This is a genomic window from Micromonospora sp. WMMC241 (genome assembly GCF_027460165.1).
Taxonomy (GTDB): Bacteria; Actinomycetota; Actinomycetes; order Mycobacteriales; family Micromonosporaceae; genus Micromonospora; species Micromonospora humi.
On the sequence record NZ_JAPZBF010000001.1, the window covers coordinates 4,346,464 to 4,366,985 of the forward strand.

Below are 20,522 nucleotides of genomic sequence, written 5' to 3' on the forward strand. Positions count from 1 at the left end.
GGTCAGCTCCGCGCCGCCGGCGGGATGGCCACCGTGGCGCGCTCGGCCGCGGAACGCAGCACCGCGCCGGCCACGTCGACGGTCCGCAGGCCCTGGCGGAGGGTGACGATGTCGCTGTCCTTGCCCTCGACCGCGTCGCGGAACCGCTCGTGCTCCACCAGCAGCGGCTCCCGCTTGGGGATCGCGAAGCGGACCATGTCGCCCTCGGCGACACCCCGGAACGCGCGCAGCGCCTCCCACTCGGTGTCGATCGCGGCGTTGGCGTAGAAGGTGAGGTCCGCGGTGAGCGTGTCGGCGACGAAGCAGCCCTTGTCGCCGGTGACCACCGTGGACCGCTCCTTGAGCGGGCTCAGCCAGTTGACCAGGTGGTTGACCATCGTGCCGTCGCTCAGCTGGCCGACCACGGCCACCATGTCCTCGTGCAGCCGGCCGCTGCGCGAGACGGTGTGCGCGGACACGGAGGTGTATTCCCGGCCGGTGACCCAGGCGGTCAGGTCGATGTCGTGGGTGGCCAGGTCCATCACCACGCCGACGTCGGCGATCCGGTGCGGGAACGGGCCCTGGCGGCGGGTGACGACCTGGAACACCTCGCCCAGCTCGCCGGCCTCCAGCCGGGTCCGCAGGCTCTGCAGGGCCGGGTTGTAGCGCTCGATGTGCCCCACCCCGGCCACCAGACCGGCGGCCTCGAACGCCTCGACCAGCTTGGTGGCGGCCTCGACGGACTGGGCCAGCGGCTTCTCGATCAGCGCGCAGACGCCGTTGGCGGCCAGTTCCAGGCCGACCTTCTCGTGCAGCGCGGTCGGGCAGGCGACCACCGCGTAGTCGACGCCCAGGGCGATGAGGTCGCTCACCTCGGGAACCACCGGGGCGCGCAGCGTGCCGGTCACGTCGCCGGCCGGATCGACCACGCCGACCAGCTCGACACCGTCCAGGTTCGACAGCACCCGGGCGTGGTTGCGTCCCATGGCGCCGAGGCCGATCAGGCCGGCTCGCAGCTTGCTCATCGGGCACCCCCGGCGAGGTTCGCGCCCTCGGCGATGCGCTCCAGCTCGGGCTGGGTCAGCGACGGGTGCACCGGCAGCGAGACCACCTCGGCGGCGGCCCGCTCGGTCTCCGGCAGGTCCCACGGGCCGGGCGTGCCGTCCTGGGTCAGGTAGGGCTTGAGCCGGTGGATCGGGGTCGGGTAGTAGACCGCGTTGCCGATGCCCAGCTCGGTGAGGCGGGCCTGGGCGGCGTCGCGGTCGCCCCGTACCCGCACCGTGTACTGGTGGTAGACGTGCTTGGCACCGTCGGCGACCGGCGGGGTGACCATGCCGGTGATGGCGGAGTCGAGGAACTTGGCGTTGGCGCGGCGCTGCTCGGTCCAGTCGGCGAGCTGGGTGAGCTGCACCCGGCCGATCGCGGCGGCGACGTCGGTCATCCGCATGTTGGCGCCGACGATCTCGTTGGCGTACCGCTGCTCCATGCCCTGGTTGCGCAGCAGCCGCAGGGTGCGCGCCAGCTCGGCGTCGGCGGTGGTGATCATGCCACCCTCGAGCGAGTGCATGTTCTTGGTGGGATAGAAGCTGAAGCAGCCGGCGGTGCCGAAGGCGCCCACCGGGGTGCCGTTCAGCTCGGCGCCGTGGGCCTGCGCGGCGTCCTCGACGACGGCCAGGCCGTGCTGCTGCGCGATCTCCATGATCCGGTCCATCGCGGCGGGGTGGCCGTAGAGGTGCACCGGCATGATGCCCACGGTCTTCGGCGTGATCGCGGCGGCGATCGCCTCCGGGTCGACGCAGAAGCTGCCCGGCTCGATGTCCACGAAGACCGGCTCGGCGCCGACCAGCCGGACCGCGTTGCCGCTGGCCGCGAACGAGAACGACGGGACGATGACCTCGTCGCCCGGGCCGAACCCGAGCGCCATCAGGGTGAGCTGGAGCGCCGAGGTGCCGGAGTTGACGGCGACGCAGTGCCGCCCGGCGACCAGGTCACCGAACTCCTCCTCGAACGCCGCGACCTCGGGGCCCTGCACGACCCGGCCGCTCCGCAGCACCCGGACAGCCGCCTCGATCTCGGCCTCGCCGATGATCGGTCGTGCTGGGGGAATGAACTCTGGATGCGGCCCGACCATGGGGCTTCCTCCTGTCGACGTGACTGTGGGGGACGTTCCGGGGGATGGTAACGGTCTGGGTGGCAAGCGCTGATTTCGCGCTCAGTGTCCGACCCGATGTTGCGCACTGTTCATGATCGGCGCGTGGGCGCCGGCGACCTCGTCGAGCTTCACACTTCCACCTCGTCGCGGACGGGCCCCACGCATGCTACCCGCAGCGCCGCGACGATCGCGGCGGCCATGCGGGGCACCTCCGCGGTCTTCAGCGGGGCCCGGGAGATGGCCATCCGCCAGTAGATCGGCCCGACGATCAGGTCGACCGCCGCCCGCCGGTCGGTGTCCGGCGACAGCTCGCCGCGCTCGACCGCCCGGCCGATCAGGATCCGGCCGACGGCCTGCTGGTAGTCGTCCAGCGCGGCCTGGAGCTTCTCCCCGATCTGCGGGTTGCGGGCCGCCTCGGCGAGCAGGTCCGGGATGATCTGCGCGGCCAGCCGGTGACGCAACGCACGCGCCATCACGTGCAGCAGGATCTCCAGGTCGCCGAGCAGGCTTCCGGTGTCCAGCAGGGGCAGGTTGCGCCCGGCCACCGCGGAGACCATGTCCAGCACCAGGTCGAGCTTGGAACGCCAGCGCCGGTAGATGGCGGTCTTGCTCACCCCGGCCCGCCGGGCCACCGCCTCGATCGACAGGCGTCCGTAGCCGACCTCGGCCAGCTCCTGCATCACGGCGGCGCGGATGGCGGTGGTGATCTCGCCGCGCAGCACCGCCGCACCGGCCGGGGCGCGCCTCTTCTCGGTCGTCACGTGGAACAATGTAGCGCAACGACGGTACGGTTGCGTCCCGACGTTCGGTGGACTACCTTCCATGCAGCAGCGAGGCGGCTCCTCCCCGCCCGGCCACGCTGGATGTCTTCACCGCACTGCTCCCCATCAGCACGAAAGATCGGAGCGCCTGATCATGGCCAACACCGCGGTGGCCGATCCCGAATCCGGACTGACCCGGGCCCAACTGGCCCAGCGGTACGGGCTTCGGGTCGCCGGCGAGCGCCCACCACTGGCCGAGTACGCCCGCCGGCTGTGGGCCTACCGACACTTCATGACCGCGTACTCGCGGGCGAAGGTCGCCTCCTCGCTGAGCAACACCCAGCTCGGCCAGCTCTGGCAGGTGCTGACCCCGCTGACCAACGCGGCGGTCTACTACCTGATCTTCGGCGTGATCCTGTCCCAGCACCGGAACGTGTCGAACTTCATCGCGTACCTCTGCACCGGCGTGTTCATCTTCATGTTCACCCAGACCGCGGTGTCGAACGGCACCAGCGCGATCACCAGCAACCTCGGGCTGATCCGGGCGCTCCAGTTCCCCCGGGCGGCGCTGCCGATCACGGTCACCCTGGTCCAGCTCCAGCAGCTGCTCATGTCCATGATCGTGCTGGCCGCCATCGTGCTGTTCACCGGCGAGCCACTCACCTTCCGGTGGCTGTTCATCGTGCCGATGCTGCTGCTCCAGACGATCTTCAACATCGGGTTGTCGATGGTGATGGCCCGGATCGGCTCCAAGGTCACCGACCTGCGGCAGATCATGCCGTTCGTGATGCGGACCTGGCTGTACGCCTCCGGCGTGCTCTACCCGGTCTCGCTGTTCCGCCAGCACCTGCCCGGCTGGGCGGCGAACCTGCTGGAGTGCAACCCGCCGCTGGTCTTCATCGAGCTGGCCCGGCACGCGCTGCTCGACTCCCACCAGCAGAACCTGGTCTCCTCCCCCACCAAGCTCTGGCTGCTCGCGGTGGGCTGGGCCGTGGTGGTGGGCATCGGCGGCTTCATCTACTTCTGGCGCGGAGAGAAGGAGTACGGCCGTGGCTGAGCAGACCCTGCCGGTGAACGCCGGCCCGGTGATCGACTCGGGCCGCATCCCCACCGTGGTGGTGGACGACGTGCACGTGATCTACCGGATCCACAAGGGCGCTACCGGCGGCACCAGCCCGGTCTCCGCGCTCAAGCGGATCACCTCCCGGACCAAGGCGCCGAACATCCGCGAGGTGCACGCCGTCAAGGGCGTGAGCTTCACCGCCTACCAGGGCGAGGCGATCGGCCTGATCGGCAGCAACGGCTCCGGCAAGTCGACCCTGCTGCGGGCCATCGCCGGGCTGCTCCCGCCGGCCCGCGGCGCGGTCTACACCCAGGGCCAGCCGTCCCTGCTCGGGGTGAACGCCGCGCTGCTCAACGACCTCTCCGGCGAGCGCAACGTGGTGCTCGGCTGCCTGGCCATGGGCATGCACCCGGAGGAGGTCAAGCGGCTCGCCCCGGAGATCATCGAGTTCTCCGGCATCAACGAGCGCGGTGACTTCGCCTCGCTGCCGATGCGCACCTACTCGTCCGGTATGGGCGCCCGGCTGCGGTTCGCCATCGCCGCCGCGAAGAAGCACGACGTGCTGCTCATCGACGAGGCACTGGCCACCGGTGACCGGAAGTTCCGGGCCCGCAGCGAGGAGCGGGTCCGCGAACTGCGCGCCAGCGCCGGCACGGTCTTCCTGGTCAGCCACGGGATCGGCACCATCCGCGACACCTGCGAGCGGACCATCTGGCTGGAGGGCGGCGTGCTGAAGATGGACGGCCCGACCGCCGAGGTCTGCGACGCGTACGAGAACCAGAAGTAGCCCGGCGGAGCGCACCGCCCGGGCTCCCGCCCGAAGCGGTGCGCTCCGCCGTCCGCGTTAAGGTTCTCTGGTCCGTCGGTCAAAGTTCACCAACCGGTCACCGACGCACCGATCCCCTTCCACCCAGAGTGAGGAACGGCAATGACGCAGGACCACACCACCGCACCGGACGCCGCGCCGGCGAGCCCGGCACCCTGGCGACCCGCGCGCACGGTGGCCGTGATCCTCGCCGGAGGGACCGGGACCCGCCTCGGCCTGGGCATCCCGAAGCAGCTGCTGAAGATCGCCGGCAAGCCGATCATCGAGCACACCCTGGCCGTCTTCGAGGCCGCGCCGGAGATCGACGAGATCATCGTGCTGATGGCCACCGGCCACGTGCCGGACGCCGAGCGGATCGTCGCCGGCGCCGGCTTCCGCAAGGTCACCAAGGTGATCGAGGGCGGCGACACCCGCAACGACACCACCCGCATCGCGCTCGACGCGGTCGGCGAGGGTGACGTCAACATCCTCTTCCACGACGCCGTCCGTCCGCTGGTCAGCGCCCGGATCGTGCGCGAGTGCGTGAACGCGCTCTGGAGCTACTCGGCGGTCGACGTCGCCATCCCCTCCGCCGACACGATCATCCAGGTCGACGCGGACGAGTGCATCACCGACATCCCGGTCCGGTCCCGCCTGCGCCGCGGCCAGACCCCGCAGGCGTTCCGCTCCGGCACCATCCGGGAGGCCTACCGGCGGGCCGAGGGCGACAGCGACTTCGCCGCCACCGACGACTGCGGCGTGGTGCTGCGCTACCTGCCCGGCACGCCGATCAAGGTGATCGACGGCTCGGACGAGAACATCAAGGTCACCCACCCGGTCGACGTGCACCTGGCCGACAAGCTCTTCCAGCTCGCCGCCGCCCAGGCGCCCCGGCTGACCGACCACCGCAGCTACGCCGAGGAGCTGACCGGCCGGACCATCGTGGTCTTCGGCGGCAGCTACGGCATCGGCCACGACCTCACCGAACTGGCCCGCCGCTACGGCGCCCAGGTCTTCCCGTTCAGCCGCTCCACCACCGGCACCCACGTCGAGCGTGCCGAGGACGTGGCCGCCGCGCTGAAGACCGCGTTCGAGGCGACCGGCCGGATCGACCACGTGGTGGTCACCGCCGGGATCCTGGAGAAGGGCGCGCTCGCCGAGATGGACGACGAGACGATGGACCGTCTCCTGCACGTCAACTTCGTCGGCCCGGTCACCATCGCCCGGCAGTCGCTGCCCTACCTCCAGCAGACCAAGGGCCAGCTGCTGCTCTACACGTCCAGCTCCTACACCCGGGGCCGGGCGCGCTACGCGCTCTACTCGGCCACCAAGGCCGCGCTGGTCAACCTGACCCAGGCGCTCGCCGACGAGTGGGCGGAGTTCGGCGTACGGGTCAACTGCGTCAATCCGGAGCGCACCGCCACCCCGATGCGCACCAAGGCGTTCGGCGAGGAGCCGGAGCACACGCTGCTCGCCTCCGAGGCGGTCGCCCAGGCCTCCCTGGACGTCCTCATCTCCGAGCTGACCGGCCAGGTGGTCGACGTCCGCCGGGCGCCCGGGGAACCGGTGGCGGCGGTGCCCGCCCAGCCCGGCGCGCACGCCGTGGAGCAGTTGCCCACCGACGTGAACGCCTGATCGACGGGACGAGCCAGATGCGTGGTGACCTGGTCCGGAAGCTGACCGCCCGGGTGCTGACCAGCGGGCTGGCGGTGCTGGCGTTCCTCGTCGTGGCGTTCACCGGCGCCACCGGCGCCGGGCTCGCCGTGGCGGTCGCCGCGCTGGCCGCCACCGCCTGGGAGCGCCGGGTCCGGCCCAACGCCGACGGGCTCGTCGAGACGGTGCTGGTGGCCGCCGGCATCCTGGTCGGCTACGCCCGCCGGGCCGACGACGGCTTCGACCCGGCGCTCGCCGCCACCGCGCTGGTCCTGCTCGGCCTGGTCCTGCTGGTCGGCCCGCTGCGCCAGGCCGGCGCGCTGGAGATCCGGGCGGCCAACCTGCCGGTCCGCGCCTGGGCTCCGCCGGTCGCCGCCCGACTCGGCGACGCCCTGCTGGTGCTGCTCGCCCTGGTGGCGCTCGCCGCCGCGCTCGTCCTGCCCGCCTGGTTGCCGCTGGCCGCCACGCTGCTCGTCGGCGCCGGCTGCGCCGCGGTGGCGCTCGACCTCGCCCGGCGTCGGTTCCGCCCGCCGGCCGGGGGCGGCCCGATCGGCCGGGCGCTGCGCCGGCACCAGCCGGAGTTCGTGCTGCACTTCTCCGCCCCGCCCGGCTCGGAATACCAGGTCACGATGTGGCTGCCCTACCTGGAGCGGATCGGCCGGCCGTTCCTGGTGGTGCTGCGCGAACCGGAGTTCCTCGCCACGGTGGCCGCCGCGACCCGCGCGCCGGTCGTCCTCTGCCCGACGCTGAAGGCCCTGGACGAGGCGCTGGTGCCCAGCCTGCGGGTGGCCTTCTACGTCAACCACGGCGCGAAGAACGCCCACTGCATCCGGTTCCACCAGCTCACCCACGTGCAGCTGCACCACGGCGACAGCGACAAGGCGCCCAGCGCCAACCCGGTGTCCGCGATCTTCGACAAGATCTTCGTGGCCGGACCGGCGGCGATCGACAGGTACGCCCGGGCCGGCGTGGAGATCCCCGCCGAGAAGTTCGTCGTGGTCGGCCGCCCCCAGGTCGAGGCCATCGAGGTACGCCGGGAGCCCGCACCCACGTCGGCGCACCCGACCGTCCTCTACACGCCGACCTGGACCGGGCACCACGCCGACGCCAACTACTGCTCGCTTCCGGTGGCGGAGACGCTGATCCGCCGGCTGATCGACCGCGGGGCGGCGGTGATCCTGCGCGCCCACCCCTACACCGACCGGAACCCGGCCTCGGCCCGGCAGCTCGCCCGGCTCACCGAACTGCTCGCCGCCGACCGGGCGAAGACCGGCCGCCCGCACCTGTGGGGTGCGGCGGCGGCCCGGGACCTGACGCTGACCGAGTGCGTCAACCGCGCCGACGCGCTGGTCTCCGACGTCTCCGGCGTCATCTCCGACTGGCTCTACTCCGGCAAGCCGTACGCGGTCACCGACACCGGCGCGGACGGCGAGCACTTCGTCGCCCGGTTCCCGCTGGCGTCCTCCGGCTACGTGCTGCGCCGAGACATGTCCAACGTGGACGAGGTGCTCACCGCGCTGCTCGACACCGACCCGAAGGTCGCGGAGCGCTGGGCGGCCCGGAGCCGCTACCTGGGCGACTTCCCCGCCGACCGCTACGCCGAGGCGTTCCTCGCCGCCGCCCGCCACGAGCTGGAACCGGACTTCGCCGTCCCGTCGCCGCGCGCGGCCGTCTGACCCCTCAGAGGTACGCGTCGAGCAGCGCGAGCACCGCGGCAGGGTCCTCGACGTGCGCGTTGTGGCCCAGCCCCGGCAGCGTGGCCACCGGCACCCCCAACTCCTTGAGCTGCGCATCGGTCACCATCGGATCCAGCTCGCCCCGCGCCAGCAGCACCGGCACGTCGACGGCGGCCAGCAGGGCGGGCAGCCGGGGTTCCCCCACCGCGAACGCGGCCGGATCCATGGCCAGCCGCCAGCGACCGTCACCGCGCTGGGCGTGGCCGTCCTCCCGGCGCAGCCCCGCGTCGACCACCGGGTGGTCGGGGGCGAACAGCCCGGCCAGCCCGGAGACCCGCAGATAGCGACGGGCCGCCTCGTCCCGGGTGGCGAACCAGGTCACCGGCCGGGCGGCCAGTTCCTCGGCCTTGGCCAGCTCGGCCGGTGACCAGGCCACCTTGATGCCGAGCCCCACCACGGCGTCGACGGGCAGCCCGCGCTGCCGGGCGGCCAACGCCAGCGCCACCACGCCACCGAGCGAGTGCCCGAGCAGCACGAGCCGGTCGTTCGGGCCGAGCCGAACCGACCCGAGGCCGTCCGCCGCACGCTGCGCCAGGGCCGCGAAGGAATACTCGGTCAGCGGCGGCGACCAGCCGTGGCCGGCCAGGTCGGGGGCGAGCCAGCGGCCGGGCCAGCGACGCTCCAGCAGCGGCGCCCACGGCAACCACACTTCACCGGTGGCACCCATGCCGTGCAGAAGCACCAGGTGACGGGTCGCCGTCGCCGCCGTATCGCCCATACGGCGCAGTCTGCCACCGGACGGACACGCCACGCGAGACCGAACCCGCCCCACCCTGGTCGACGTTGCACTGGCAGCCCTCGCCACGCCGGCGGCGGGACGGGTGCGCCACGGACGCCTGCGCGGCCTCGAGACGCCCAGGACGTTCCAGTCGCCGGGCCAGTGAGGCGCGGGTGGAACGCCACGGACGCCTGCGCGACCCCGAGACACCCATGACGTTCCAGTCGCCGGGCGCGCGGGGCTGGGGTGGAACGCCATGGGTGTCCGTGGGGCCTTCAGACACCCATGGCGTTCCGGGCGTGGGGCGACATTGCGGTGGGTGGAACGGGGTGGGTGTCTGCGGGGCCGGGATGTGGCCCGCGGCGTGCGGGTTGTCGGGTGACGGAGCGGGCGGCTCGCGGGGTGCCGGTGGTCTGTCACCGGGTGTTCCGGGTGGGGTGAGGTGTCCGGTTCGGGGGTGGTGGGCGGCACCCTGGCGATGGAATCGTCGCGGGGTGCGGGGCGTTGTAGACGGGTGAACGACCGAGCAAGGCGAGCGCATCGCGCCGCCAGCCCCGAGTGGGGCCGACCCGCATCCCCGCGAGGCCGCCCACTGCACCCCGAAGCCCGCATCCCCCGTGGTGACGGTCCCGGGAATGACGGTGGCCGCCCGGTCGTTACACACACTCCCGGCACCCGCGACGAGGCCCCGGCCCCGCGAGCACGCCGGACCCCCCCCAGTCATTGAGCGCCTGACGGTGCCCACACACCCCCCGGTGTGTCGACCCCCGAATGGAGCCCTCACCATGAACACGATCCTGCGCAAGAGCATTCTCGGTATTGCTGGTCTGGCCTTCACCGGTGGTGTGTTCGCCGGTCCGATCGCCGCCCACGCCGACACCCCCGCCCACGCCGCTGGCAAGCCCGTCGCCGCCGCGAGTGTGCAGGGTGAGCAGTCCACCATCACCCTCAACGACGAGCAGACCGCCAACGTCAAGGCGATCATCGCCGCGACGAAGAAGGCCGGCCTGCCCGAGCGCGCCGCGATCATCTCGATCGCCACCGCCCTGCAGGAGTCGAAGCTGGAGAACCTCGGCCACCTCGGCGACAAGAACGACCACGACTCGCTGGGCCTGTTCCAGCAGCGCCCCTCCTCCGGTTGGGGCACCCCGGAGCAGATCACCGACCCCGAGTACTCCACCCTGTCCTTCCTCAAGGGCCTCAAGCAGGTCGACGGCTGGCAGGACATGCCCCTGACCAAGGCCGCCCAGACCGTGCAGGTGTCGGCCTACCCGGACGCCTACGCGCAGTGGGAGAAGCAGGCCACCGACCTGGTCAACCAGCACTGGACCAAGTAAGCACACGCGCGAAGGCCGGCACCCGAACGACGGGTGCCGGCCTTCACGCGTACCGGGAAGAAGAGGTCAGGCGGAGTAACCGCGCGTGGCCATCCAGTTCGCCAGGTCGATGGTGCTGACCCAGTACGACGGCAGCGACGGGTCGGCCGAGTCGGCGATCCGCACGGTTCGGCCGTCGTTCTGGTACCCGACCACCGCGATGTAGTGGCCGCCCGGGAACGAGTGCCAGCCGCCATTGGTGTCGGTGGCGTCACCGACGATGTTCGACACGACGGCCCGGTTGTTGTTGACCGCCCGGACGACGTCGGCCTGGAGCTGGTCGATCTGCCCGCGGGTGGCCGCGCCGGGGATCATGCGGGTCCGGTACGGGTCGCCCTTGACCTGCTGGTTGAGCACCCGGGTGGTGTCCTCGGCGGAGTTGGTGCCCATCTCGGTGGTGCCGAGGGCCACGGCCAGGGTGTCCTGGCTGCGCTCGATGCCGGTGGCGCTGAGCGCGTTGCGGACCGCGGCCGGGCCGCAGTAGTAGTAGGTGGTCTGCGCCTGGTAGTCGTAGTCGAGCACCTTGCGCGACGGCGGCTTCGGCTTGGCCTTGCGGGTGGTGTCCGGGTCGGCGGCCTTCGCCGAGGGTGAGGCGCTGGCGCTGGGCCGGGGCGACGCGCTCGGTGAGGCGCTGGGTGACGCGCTCGGCGACGGGACGGCGATCCGGGCCTCACTGCGGCTGGCGGTGTCGCCGAGCCGGGAACCGAGGTCGGCCACCGAGGCGGTGTTCTCCGTCCGGGCCGGGGCGTCGTCGGTGGTGAGGGCGGCGCCGGCGCCGGCGGCCAGCACGAGGGCGGCGGCCGAACCGGCCATGATCTGGTACGGGCGCTCGGTCGCGAGCCGCCGCAGCTGACGCTTCAGGTGGTGCTTCACGGTGTTCCTCCACGGGGGTGAGCGGCACGCGCCGGCCCGGCGCGCGGAGGAACTCACACGCGCTGAAGGGCGGCAGGGCCGCGGGAAGCGACGCCCGGACGACCGGGCGGGCAAGGGGTCGGGTGCGTGTCGCCGGTCAGGCGAGCGTCGGCACCCGGTGGCCGTGGAGGCGGGGGGACGATCGGGGGGTGGTGGGCACGAGGCGCGAACTCCTTCCGTGACCGCCGACCGGGTTAGCTGACGGATTCGGGCGGGAAGTACGCCCTACCGCGGCCGTGGCTCGCGGATTCACCCCGGTGTTGCTGTGGGTCCCCGGTTCGTGTGTGCACGATTAGGCGGGTCGGCGCGGCGTCGCCATCGGCGATCGAGAACCGCACCGGACGCGCCGACACTACCGGTGGGTACACGCCCTGCCAAGCGGCTCTACCTGCGCAAACGCCCGTGGTGCCTACGGATTCGGAACAGCCGGTCACCCACTTCCCTCAATGGGACAAGGGGCGTCGACGGCACCGGCCGGCGGAAAGCGGGACATCCGGACGGCGGGAAAACGGGCATCGGGCGCGGCACCGGTCATCGACCCCGGCGACCGGCTCCCGAGACATGCCGGTGACCGGGCTCACCACACTCGGTAACGATTCGGTCGACGCCGGCCGCTCAGCCCACCCGGGCCGGCCGCCAGCGGGCGCTGCGCACGGCCGCCGGGACCGGGACGCGGGTCACGGCCGCCGCCCGGGGCGGCGGAACGGGCCGCAGTGCCACGGCTGCCGCGTACGCCTCGGCGGCGAGCGTCCGGGCCGACTCGGCGGCCAACTCGGCGTCCCGCCAGGCCAGGCGCTCCCGCTCGGCGGCCGTCTCCCAGCCGGCCCGCCGCCCGTCGCGGACCGTGCGGGCCAGCACGAGCTCCTGCTCGGCCGGATGGCGGCGCGGGTCCCACCCGTTGCGGTGGGCCAGCACGTCGGCGAGCTGGCGGGCGGTCAGGTCACCGCGCCAGTGCGCCGCCATCGCGGCGTGGTGCAGCCAGCGTTCCCGCGCCGCGTACTCCGCCGGGGTGTGCGGGGTGTGCGGGGCGGGCAGCGCGCCGGCGCCGGCCAGGCGGCGCGTCGCGGCGTCGGCCTCGTCGTAGGCGGTCCAGGCCCGGTCCGCGGTGCTCTGCGCGGCCAGCCACCGCTCGCGGCGGCGGCGGGCGGTCTGCCCGGCACCGGCGGCGGCCACCGCCACCTCGTCGGCGTAGCGGGCCAGGTCGGCGTGGTGGGCGGCTTCGACGTCGACCGGGTCGGGTTCGATCTCGGCGGCGCCGTCGCGCTCGGGACGGGCGACCAGCACGGCGAGCAGGACGAGGGCGAGCACGGTCAGGGCCGACCAGATGGCGGCGGCCTCGGGAACCGCGGTGAGGAAGTTGAGGAGAACGGTCTGCGACATGGTCGGCACCTCACGGGAGACGATGGCGGGAGGATCCGCACGGGCCGGTCGGGGCGGGGCGCGGCCGGGATTCGGCCGCCGCCGACCGCCGACGGGCGGGCGCGGGTGAGGTTCGGTGGACGGCGGCACGGGCCAGGCCCGTGGCGGGTCAGCGGGTGGGCGGCGCTCGCGGGCCGGCCGGAGCCGGCGGTCGGCCGCCCGGGAGCGGGAGCCGGCCGGTCGGCGGCGCGGCGACGCCCTCCGGCTGCGGCCGCGCAACGCCGACGGAGGCGTCCTGCCGTGCGGCGGCGAGGTCACGCTGCCGTGCGGCGGTGTCGTCGCGCTCCGCTCGCGCGGCGGCCGGCGAGCCGGCGGCGGTGCGGATCGTCAGGCCGGCGGCCGGACCGGTCGGGGCCGGCGCGGTCGCGGAGGCGCCGGCCGGCAACGTGGCGGTGCCGAGCGAGAAGGCCACCACCACGGCCAGGCTGGCCAGCATCCGTGCGGCCCAGCGCGCCACCCACCACACGGGGCAGGTGAGCGCGATCGGAAGCACGGGTACAAATTACCGCCGATCCCACCACCGCGCACCGCCGCTCGGCGTGTCGCGACACCCCGACGAACGACGCCGACGACCGGCGCCGGCACCCGCCCGGGACACCGTCACGCCGGGGCGGCCGCACGGCTCAGTCCGGCCGGCGCCGCCCGGCGTACTCGACGGAGCGGGAGGCGTCGTCGGCGGCCGGCCTCGGCGCCGGCACGGCGGCGGCCGGCTCCCGGCGGGCCCGCCGCGGCGGGCCGAGGCGGCGCATCATCGGCACCTCCACCCAGCGGTGCAGGGCGGCGGCGAGCGCCAGGGTGAGCAACAGGAAGCCGAGCACCGCGAGCGGGCCCCGCCATCCGGGCAGGCCGGTGCCCCAGTCACCGGTGAGCCGCAGCACGGTCACCATGACCAGCACGTGGACCAGGTAGAACGCGAACGAGACCTCGCCGAGCCAGACCATCGGACGCGACCGCCACGGGGTCCGCCGGCCCCGCACGTCGGCGTCCGCCGCGGCGGCGATGACCAGCAGGTACGCCACGGCGAGCAGCGCCGCCCAGAACTCGGCCGGGATCCACAGCGCGGCGACCACCCAGGTGGCGACGAAGGTCAGGCTGGCCGTGGTGAGGTCGGGGCCACGCCAGTGCCGGCGGCGCATCAGCTCGGCCGCCGCCGCGCCCATCCAGAACTCGAAGGACCGGGTGACCGGGAAGATCTGGGTGAACCACCACCGCTGGTCCTCCGGCACCAGCTGCTGGGCGGGCCAGAGCGCCAGGATCAGCAGCGGCGCGGCGACCAGCACCACCCGCAGCCAGCCGCTGCCGGCCCGGCGCAGCCACGGCACCACCAGCGGCAGGCACAGGTAGAAGGCCAGCTCGCAGGAGAGTGACCAGCTCACGTTGTTGACGCTGTAGAAGTAGCCGTTGAGCGGGATCCACGCCTGGACCAGGAAGAGGTTGCCGATCGCGGCCCACGGCAGGACCGGGTCGGCGAACCATGCCGCCACCACCAGCGCCGCCAGGAACGTCACCACGTGGTTCGGGTAGATCTTGGCGAACCGGCGGCGCAGGAACGTCCACGCGCGCTCGCCGTCGCGGTACGACCAGACCAGGACGAATCCACTGAGGATGAAGAAGAACTCGACGCCGGACAGGCCGAGACTGAAGGCCTTGTCCATCACCGCCTTCCACTGCGGCTCGGCGATGATCCGCATGGTGCCCGCGTGGAAGCCGAAGACCAGCAGGGCGGCGATCCACCGCAGCCCGGTCAGCGACGGCAGCCGCGGCGTGCGGGCGGTGGTCGGGGCACTGGTCATCCCGGGCACCCTACCGGGTGGTATGCGGCGGACTCCGGTGCGGCGGCGTCCGGACGGTCACCGGCGGGGGGCGGATAGGATTTCCGTTCCCGCACCTGCGGGCGCCCGGCCGGCGCCCGTCGGGCCGTATCGGAAGGTGAGCAGCCGGATGCACCAGAGGATCCTCCTCCGCGCCCGCAAGGGCCCGTTCGACGTTCTGACGCCGGAGGAGACCTTCGGCCGCAACTGGATCAGCGACAACACCGGCAACCTGGTGTTCAGCCATGCCGCGCACAAGCTGCTGGCCACCTCCACGGCGGAGATCACCGCGACCCGCAAGCCCGCCGACCCGCGCGACGCCGACGAGATCAACGAGCGCCACGACGTCTTCGTCGTCCCGCTGGCCAACGCCTTCCGCCGCAGCTTCGCACACCGCCTCGAACCGCTCACCCGGCTGATCGAACGGCTCAAGATCCCGGTGGTGGTCCTCGGCGTCGGGGTGCAGACGAACGTCGACGGCGACCGGGAGTACCTGCGCCCGATCGACGACGCGGTCAGCGCGTTCTGCCGGGCGGTGCTCGACCGCTCGCACAGCATCGGGGTACGCGGCGAGATCACCGAGAGCTACCTGCGTACCCTCGGCTTCTCCGCGGTGGAGCAGATCGGCTGCCCGTCGATGTTCCTGCACGGCGACAACTTCCGGCTGGAGAAGGGCCGGCCCGAGCTGACCACCGACGCCCGGATCGCGCTGACCATCTCCCCCTACGTCGCCTCGATGGCCCAGGTGGTCCGCCACCACCGGGAGCGCTACCCGAACCTGTGCTACATCCCGCAGGACCTGCGGACCCTCGGCACGCTGCTCTACGGCGACGCGCCCGAGCACCGGGGCAAGAGCAGCGAGATGCCGCTGCACACCTCGCACCCGCTGTTCGTCGAGGACAAGGTGCGGATGTTCGTCGACCCGTGGACGTGGATGACGCACCTGTCCGGTTTCGACTTCAACTTCGGCACCCGGATCCACGGCACCATCACGGCGCTGATCGCCGGTACCCCCGGCTACCTCTTCGCGCACGACTCCCGCACCCTGGAACTGGCCCGCTACTTCGACATCCCGCACCGGATCATGCGGGACGTGCCGGCCGACGTCGATGCCGCCGAGCTCTACGCGGAGGCCGACTACACCGCGCTCAACGCCGGCCACAAGGACCGCTTCGACACGATCACCAGGTTCCTGGCCAAGCACGACCTCGGCACCTCGTTCGCCGACGGCGACAGCGCCGCCGCGTTCGACCGGCGGGTCCGCGAGACGGAGTTCCCGCCCGGCGTCCGGCCGGCCGCCGCCACCCCGCCCGCCGAGCTGGTGACCCGCATCCAGCGGCTCCGCGACGAGAACCTCAAGCTCACCGACACCCTCCGCACGCTGCGCACGCAGGGGCTGCGCGAGCGGATCAAGCAGGCCGTCCCGGACCCGGTCCGCCGGCTGCTGCGGCGCTGAAGGGTCGTACGCCTGTACGATCGCGGGCGTGTCCGAGATCGCGTACCAGCCCTCGATGCTCGACCTGGCCGAGCAGGGCCCGACCCTGGGCCCGCTCGCCGTGCGCCGGCACGAACTGAGCCGCGGCGCCTGGGTCGACCACCTGCCCGGCTGGGTGCGCGGCTCCGACGCCGTGCTCGACACGCTGCGCCACGATGTGCCGTGGCGGGCCGAGCGCCGCACCATGTACGACACCAAGGTCGACGTGCCCCGCCTGCTCTGCTGGTACGCCGCCGGCCGCCCGTTGCCGCACCCGGTGCTCACCGCCGCGCGCGACACGCTGACCCGGCACTACGCGCCCGAGCTGGGTGAGCCGTTCGTCACCGCCGGCCTGTGCCTCTACCGCGACGGGCGGGACAGCGTGGCCTGGCACGGCGACACCCAGGGCCGCTCCGCGCACACCGACACCCTGGTCGCGATCGTCTCGTTCGGCTCCCCCCGCGCGTTGCTGCTGCGCCCACGCGGCGGTGGCGGCACCAGCCTGCGCTTCCCGCTCGGCCACGGCGACCTCGTGGTGATGGGCGGCTCCTGCCAACGCACCTGGGAACACGCCGTGCCGAAGACCGCCCGACCGGTCGGGCCCCGGGTCAGCGTGCAGTTCCGCCCCGCCGGGGTGGCCTGACCTCGCGATCTCCGCCCGTGCTAGAAACAACTCCCAGGGTCGGACACCGCCCCCGTCACCCGAGGTAAAGGGCGAGGCGATGACCCAGTTCCCCACCTGGACCAGGCACGGCGACGGCCGCTCGGTACGCCCCGGCGACGTGGTCCACCCCGACGAACGGCTCTCCTGGCCGCGCACGGTCGGGGTGGGCGTGCAGCACGTGGTCGCCATGTTCGGCGCCACCTTCACCGTCCCGCTGATCACCGGCTTCCCGCCGGCCACCACGCTCTTCTTCTCCGGCCTGGGCACGCTGCTGTTCCTGCTGATCACCGGCAACCGGCTGCCGTCGTACCTCGGGTCGTCGTTCGCGTTCATCGCCCCGGTGATCGCCGCCAAGACCGACGGCGGCATCGGCGCGGCGCTCGGCGGCATCGTGGTCGCCGGCGCCGCGCTGGCGCTGGTCGGCGTCGTGGTGCACCTGGCCGGCGCACGCTGGATCGACGCCCTGATGCCCCCGGTGGTGACCGGTGCGATCGTCGCGCTGATCGGGCTCAACCTGGCGCCGGTGGCCTGGGACGGCGGCGGCGCCGGCACCGGGGTCAAGGCCCAGCCGCTGATCGCCGTGCTCACCCTGCTCGCGATCCTGGTCACCACAGTGGTGTTTCGCGGCTTCCTGGCCCGACTGTCGATCCTGCTCGGCGTCGTGTTCGGCTGGCTGGTCGCCGCGGTGACCGGCCAACTCGACCAGCAGGCGCTCACCGGGTTGCGGCAGGCGGCCTGGGTCGGGCTGCCGGAGTTCCACACGCCCAGCTTCAGCCTGCGCGCCGTCGTCCTGGTCATCCCGGTGATCCTGGTGCTGATCGCGGAGAACGCCGGGCACGTCAAGGCGGTGGCCGCGATGACCGGCCGGAACCTCGACCGCCACATGGGTCGGGCGTTCCTCGGCGACGGCCTCGCCACCGTGCTGGCCGGCTCCGGCGGCGGCTCCGGCACCACCACGTACGCGGAGAACATCGGCGTCATGGCGGCGACCCGGGTCTACTCCACGGCCGCCTACTGGGTGGCCGGCGGCACCGCCATCCTGCTCGGCCTCTGCCCGAAGTTCGGCGCGCTGATCCTGACCGTGCCGGCCGGCGTGCTCGGCGGCGCCACCACCGCGTTGTACGGGCTGATCGCCGTGCTCGGCGCCCGGATCTGGATCGAGAACCGGGTCGACTTCCACGACCCGGTCAACCTGTTCACCGCCGCGGTCGCGGTCATCGTCGGCGCCGCCAACTACACGCTGACCGCCGGCGACCTGTCCTTCAACGGCATCGCCCTGGGCACCGCCGCCGCCCTGGTCATCTACCACGGCATGCGCCTGATCGCCCGCCTCCGCGGCACCACCCCCGAGTCCCGCCCCTCCCCCGAACCCGAACTCTGACCCCCGCCCCCGTCCCCACGTCGATCTTGCACTTGTGGCCCGGGGTCTGCCGGCTTCGCCCGAGATGCCCGGGCCGAAACTGCAAGATCGGGGTGGGGTGGGGTGGGGTGGGGTGGGGCGGGGTCAGTCGCGGTCGATGTGGTGCCCCACGACCGTGGGGCCGAGCATGACGGCGAAGCCGGAGCCGTCGCGGCGCGGGTCCGCCGGTGGCAGGTCCACCGGGTCGCCGGTCGCCGTCGCGCCCACCGGGCGCGGGCCGATCCAGGCCACGGCCAGGTCCGTCTCACCCTTGAGGAGCCGCTGCGCGCGCACGCCGCCGGTCGCCCTACCCTTCGCCGGGTACGCCTTCAGTGGCGTCACCTTGACCGTCGCGCCGGTGGACGTCACCACCATCGGCTCACCGTGCTGGGCGTCGTCGGGGCGTACCGCGCCGAAGAACACCACCCGCGCCCCGGCGGGCAGGCTGATCCCGGCCATCCCGCCACCCTTGACGCCCTGCGGCCGGACCAGGGACGCGGCGAAGCGCAGCAGCGACGCCTCCGAGGAGACGAACGACAGCGTCTCCGCGCCGTCGGTCAGCCAGGACGCGCCGACCACCTCGTCGCCGTCGCGCAACGAGATCACCTCGAACTCGTCCGAGCGGACCGGCCAGTCCGGCGCGCACACCTTCACCACGCCCTGCCGCGTGCCCAACGCCAGACCGGGCGACCCGGCGGCGGGCGGGCCCAGCGGCGCCAGCCCCACGACCGTCTCCCCCGGCGCCAACGGCGCCAGCTCGGCGGCCGACATGCCACCGCGCAGCGACACCGTGCCGGACTGCTCCGGCAGCACCGGCAACGGCAACACGTCGATCTTGAACGCCCGGCCGGCGCTGGTCACCAGCAGCACCCGCCCCCGGGCCGTGGAGTGCACCACGGCGCGTACCGCGTCGTGCTTGACCCGGCCGCTGCGCCGCCGCGCCTCGGCGGCCTCCTCCGACTCGGCCGCGGTGCGCGCCACCAGCCCGGTCGCGGAGAGGATCACCTGGCACGGGTCGTCGGCGACCTCCAGCGGACCGGCCGGCACCGAGGCCGCCAGGACCTCCTTCAGGTCGCCGTCGACGAGCGTGGTGCGCCGCTCGGTGGGGAACTGCTTCACCACCGCGGCCAGCTCGTCCGAGACCAGCTTCCGCAGCACCTTCGGGTCGTCGAGGATCTTCGACAGCTCGGCGATCTCCTTGCGCAGCTTCTCCTGCTCGGCCTCCAGCTCCAGCCGGTCGTACTTCGTCAGCCGGCGCAACGGAGTGTCCAGGATGTAGGTCGCCTGGATCTCGGAGAGCCGGAACTTCTGCATCAGGCCGTCCTTGGCCGCCTGAGCGTCCTCGCTGGCCCGGATCAGCTTGACCACCCGGTCGATGTCGAGCAGGGCGATCAGCAGGCCGTCCACCAGGTGCAGTCGCTCCTCCCGCTTGCGCCTGCGGTGGGCGCTGCGCCGGGTCACCACCTGGTAGCGGTGCGACAGGAACACCTCGAGCAGCTCCTTGAGCCCGAGCGTGCGCGGCTGGCCGTCCACCAGCACCAGGTTGTTCACGCCGAACGACTGCTCCAGCGGGGTGAGTCGGTAGAGGTCGGCCAGCAACGCCTGCGGGTTGACCCCGACCTTGCACTCGACGACCAGGCGGGTGCCGTTCTCCCGGTCGGTGAGGTCCTTGACGTCGGCGATGCCGGTCAGCCGCTTGGTCTTGTTGACCTCGTTGGTGATCGCCGCGATGACCTTCTCGGCGCCGACGCCGTAGGGCAGCTCGGTGACCGTGATGGCCTGCCGGCCCCGGCTGCCCTCCAGCGGGCCGATCTCCACCCGGCCGCGCATCCGCACCACACCACGCCCGGTCTCGTACGCCCGGCGCACCTCGTCCAGGCCCAGCAGCAGCCCGCCGGTGGGCAGGTCGGGGCCGGGCACGAACTCCATCAGCCGGTCCAGCGTGGCGTCCGGGTGGTTGATCAGCCAACGGGCGGCCTGCACCACCTCGCCGAGGTTGTGCGGGATCATGTTGGTCGCCATCCCGACCGCGATGCCCGACGCGCCGTTGACCAGCAGGTTCGGGAAGGCCGCCGGCAGCACGGTGGGCTGGGTCAGCGAGCCGTCGTAGTTGGGCTCGACGTCGACGGTGTCCTCACCCAGCTCACCGACGAGCAGCATCGCCTCCCGGGACATCCGGGCCTCGGTGTAGCGCGCGGCGGCCGGGCCGTCGTCCGGCGACCCGAAGTTGCCGTGCCCGTCGATGAGCGGGGCGTTGAGCGAGAAGTCCTGCGCCAGCCGCACCATGGCGTCGTAGATCGCCGTGTCGCCGTGCGGGTGGTATTTGCCCATGACGTCGCCGACGATCCGGGCCGACTTCACGTGCCCCCGGTCGGGGCGGTGGCCCTGCTCGTACATCGACCAGAGGATGCGTCGGTGCACCGGCTTGAGCCCGTCCCGGGCGTCCGGCAGGGCGCGGGAGTGGATGACCGAGAACGCGTACTCCAGGTAGGAGTCGGAAACCTCGGTGACCAGCGGGTTGTCGAAGACCCGGGCGCCGGCCTGGTCGAAGGCGGAGAGATCCGCCTTGGCGCGGTCGTCCTTGCGGCGTGCCATGGTGC

The 20,522-nt window shown here is 72.8% G+C and carries 17 protein-coding genes and 1 riboswitch; of the genes, 8 read left to right on the forward strand and 9 right to left on the reverse strand.

The window, feature by feature from the left end; all coding sequences use genetic code 11:
- Positions 1-2: 2 nt before the first annotated feature.
- The 3 genes from O7598_RS19560 to O7598_RS19570 form a co-directional block, all read right to left on the reverse strand.
- A complete protein-coding gene (locus O7598_RS19560) occupies positions 3-1,004 on the reverse strand; it encodes a Gfo/Idh/MocA family protein (RefSeq protein WP_269692768.1) in 1,002 nt (333 codons plus the stop codon).
- On the reverse strand, positions 1,001-2,110 hold the full coding sequence (locus O7598_RS19565; RefSeq protein ID WP_269692769.1) for a DegT/DnrJ/EryC1/StrS family aminotransferase: 1,110 nt from the start codon (positions 2,108-2,110) through the stop codon (positions 1,001-1,003). The genes O7598_RS19560 and O7598_RS19565 overlap by 4 nt, the downstream gene beginning before the upstream one ends.
- Positions 2,111-2,259: 149 nt before the next feature.
- Positions 2,260-2,892, reverse strand: a complete 633-nt coding sequence (locus O7598_RS19570) for a TetR/AcrR family transcriptional regulator (RefSeq protein ID WP_269692770.1) — start codon at positions 2,890-2,892, stop codon at positions 2,260-2,262.
- 154 nt (positions 2,893-3,046) lie between these two features.
- On the opposite strand from O7598_RS19570, the gene O7598_RS19575 reads away from it, so the two are divergent.
- The 4 genes from O7598_RS19575 (at position 3,047) to O7598_RS19590 (ending at position 8,089) form a co-directional block, all read left to right on the forward strand.
- Positions 3,047-3,949, forward strand: a complete 903-nt coding sequence (locus O7598_RS19575; protein ID WP_269692771.1) for an ABC transporter permease — start codon at positions 3,047-3,049, stop codon at positions 3,947-3,949.
- Entirely contained in the window at positions 3,942-4,742 is an 801-nt protein-coding gene (locus O7598_RS19580; RefSeq protein ID WP_269692772.1) for an ABC transporter ATP-binding protein, read from the forward strand. The genes O7598_RS19575 and O7598_RS19580 overlap by 8 nt, the downstream gene beginning before the upstream one ends.
- Before the next feature lie 141 nt (positions 4,743-4,883).
- Positions 4,884-6,395 (forward strand): bifunctional cytidylyltransferase/SDR family oxidoreductase, encoded by a 1,512-nt coding sequence (locus O7598_RS19585; protein WP_269692773.1) that lies wholly within the window; start codon positions 4,884-4,886, stop codon positions 6,393-6,395.
- Between the two features lie 17 nt (positions 6,396-6,412).
- On the forward strand, positions 6,413-8,089 hold the full coding sequence (locus O7598_RS19590; RefSeq protein ID WP_269692774.1) for a CDP-glycerol glycerophosphotransferase family protein: 1,677 nt from the start codon (positions 6,413-6,415) through the stop codon (positions 8,087-8,089).
- Between the two features lie 4 nt (positions 8,090-8,093).
- Here O7598_RS19590 and O7598_RS19595 read toward each other — a convergent pair whose 3' ends face one another.
- Positions 8,094-8,867 (reverse strand): alpha/beta fold hydrolase, encoded by a 774-nt coding sequence (locus tag O7598_RS19595; protein ID WP_269692775.1) that lies wholly within the window; start codon positions 8,865-8,867, stop codon positions 8,094-8,096.
- Between the two features lie 785 nt (positions 8,868-9,652).
- Here O7598_RS19595 and O7598_RS19600 point away from each other — a divergent pair.
- Positions 9,653-10,204 (forward strand): hypothetical protein, encoded by a 552-nt coding sequence (locus O7598_RS19600; protein WP_269692776.1) that lies wholly within the window; start codon positions 9,653-9,655, stop codon positions 10,202-10,204.
- Between the two features lie 66 nt (positions 10,205-10,270).
- Here the strand turns inward: O7598_RS19600 and O7598_RS19605 are convergent, their stop codons facing one another.
- The 4 genes from O7598_RS19605 to O7598_RS19620 all read right to left on the reverse strand — a co-directional run bounded on the left by O7598_RS19605 (position 10,271) and on the right by O7598_RS19620 (position 14,367).
- Positions 10,271-11,116, reverse strand: a complete 846-nt coding sequence (locus O7598_RS19605) for a C39 family peptidase (RefSeq protein WP_269692777.1) — start codon at positions 11,114-11,116, stop codon at positions 10,271-10,273.
- 207 nt (positions 11,117-11,323) lie between these two features.
- Positions 11,324-11,464, reverse strand: a riboswitch (cyclic di-AMP (ydaO/yuaA leader).
- A gap of 306 nt (positions 11,465-11,770) precedes the next feature.
- The gene (locus tag O7598_RS19610; protein ID WP_269692778.1) at positions 11,771-12,535 is read right to left on the reverse strand and encodes a hypothetical protein; all 765 of its coding nucleotides are present in this window, start codon (positions 12,533-12,535) and stop codon (positions 11,771-11,773) included.
- A gap of 148 nt (positions 12,536-12,683) precedes the next feature.
- Positions 12,684-13,067, reverse strand: coding sequence for a hypothetical protein (locus tag O7598_RS19615; RefSeq protein WP_269692779.1), 384 nt, complete (start codon positions 13,065-13,067; stop codon positions 12,684-12,686).
- 130 nt (positions 13,068-13,197) lie between these two features.
- The gene (locus O7598_RS19620; protein ID WP_269692780.1) at positions 13,198-14,367 is read right to left on the reverse strand and encodes an acyltransferase family protein; all 1,170 of its coding nucleotides are present in this window, start codon (positions 14,365-14,367) and stop codon (positions 13,198-13,200) included.
- 148 nt (positions 14,368-14,515) lie between these two features.
- Here O7598_RS19620 and O7598_RS19625 point away from each other — a divergent pair, with 148 nt between their 5' ends.
- The 3 genes from O7598_RS19625 (at position 14,516) to O7598_RS19635 (ending at position 17,904) form a co-directional block, all read left to right on the forward strand.
- Positions 14,516-15,841, forward strand: coding sequence for a polysaccharide pyruvyl transferase family protein (locus O7598_RS19625; protein WP_091071564.1), 1,326 nt, complete (start codon positions 14,516-14,518; stop codon positions 15,839-15,841).
- A gap of 55 nt (positions 15,842-15,896) precedes the next feature.
- Positions 15,897-16,502, forward strand: coding sequence for an alpha-ketoglutarate-dependent dioxygenase AlkB (locus O7598_RS19630; RefSeq protein ID WP_269694911.1), 606 nt, complete (start codon positions 15,897-15,899; stop codon positions 16,500-16,502).
- 79 nt (positions 16,503-16,581) lie between these two features.
- Positions 16,582-17,904: a uracil-xanthine permease family protein gene (locus O7598_RS19635; RefSeq protein WP_269692781.1), complete on the forward strand. Its 1,323-nt coding sequence runs from the start codon at positions 16,582-16,584 to the stop codon at positions 17,902-17,904.
- Positions 17,905-18,027: 123 nt separating this feature from the next.
- Here the strand turns inward: O7598_RS19635 and O7598_RS19640 are convergent, their stop codons facing one another.
- Entirely contained in the window at positions 18,028-20,517 is a 2,490-nt protein-coding gene (locus tag O7598_RS19640; protein WP_269692782.1) for a DNA gyrase/topoisomerase IV subunit A, read from the reverse strand.
- Between the last annotated feature and the right edge of the window lie 5 nt (positions 20,518-20,522).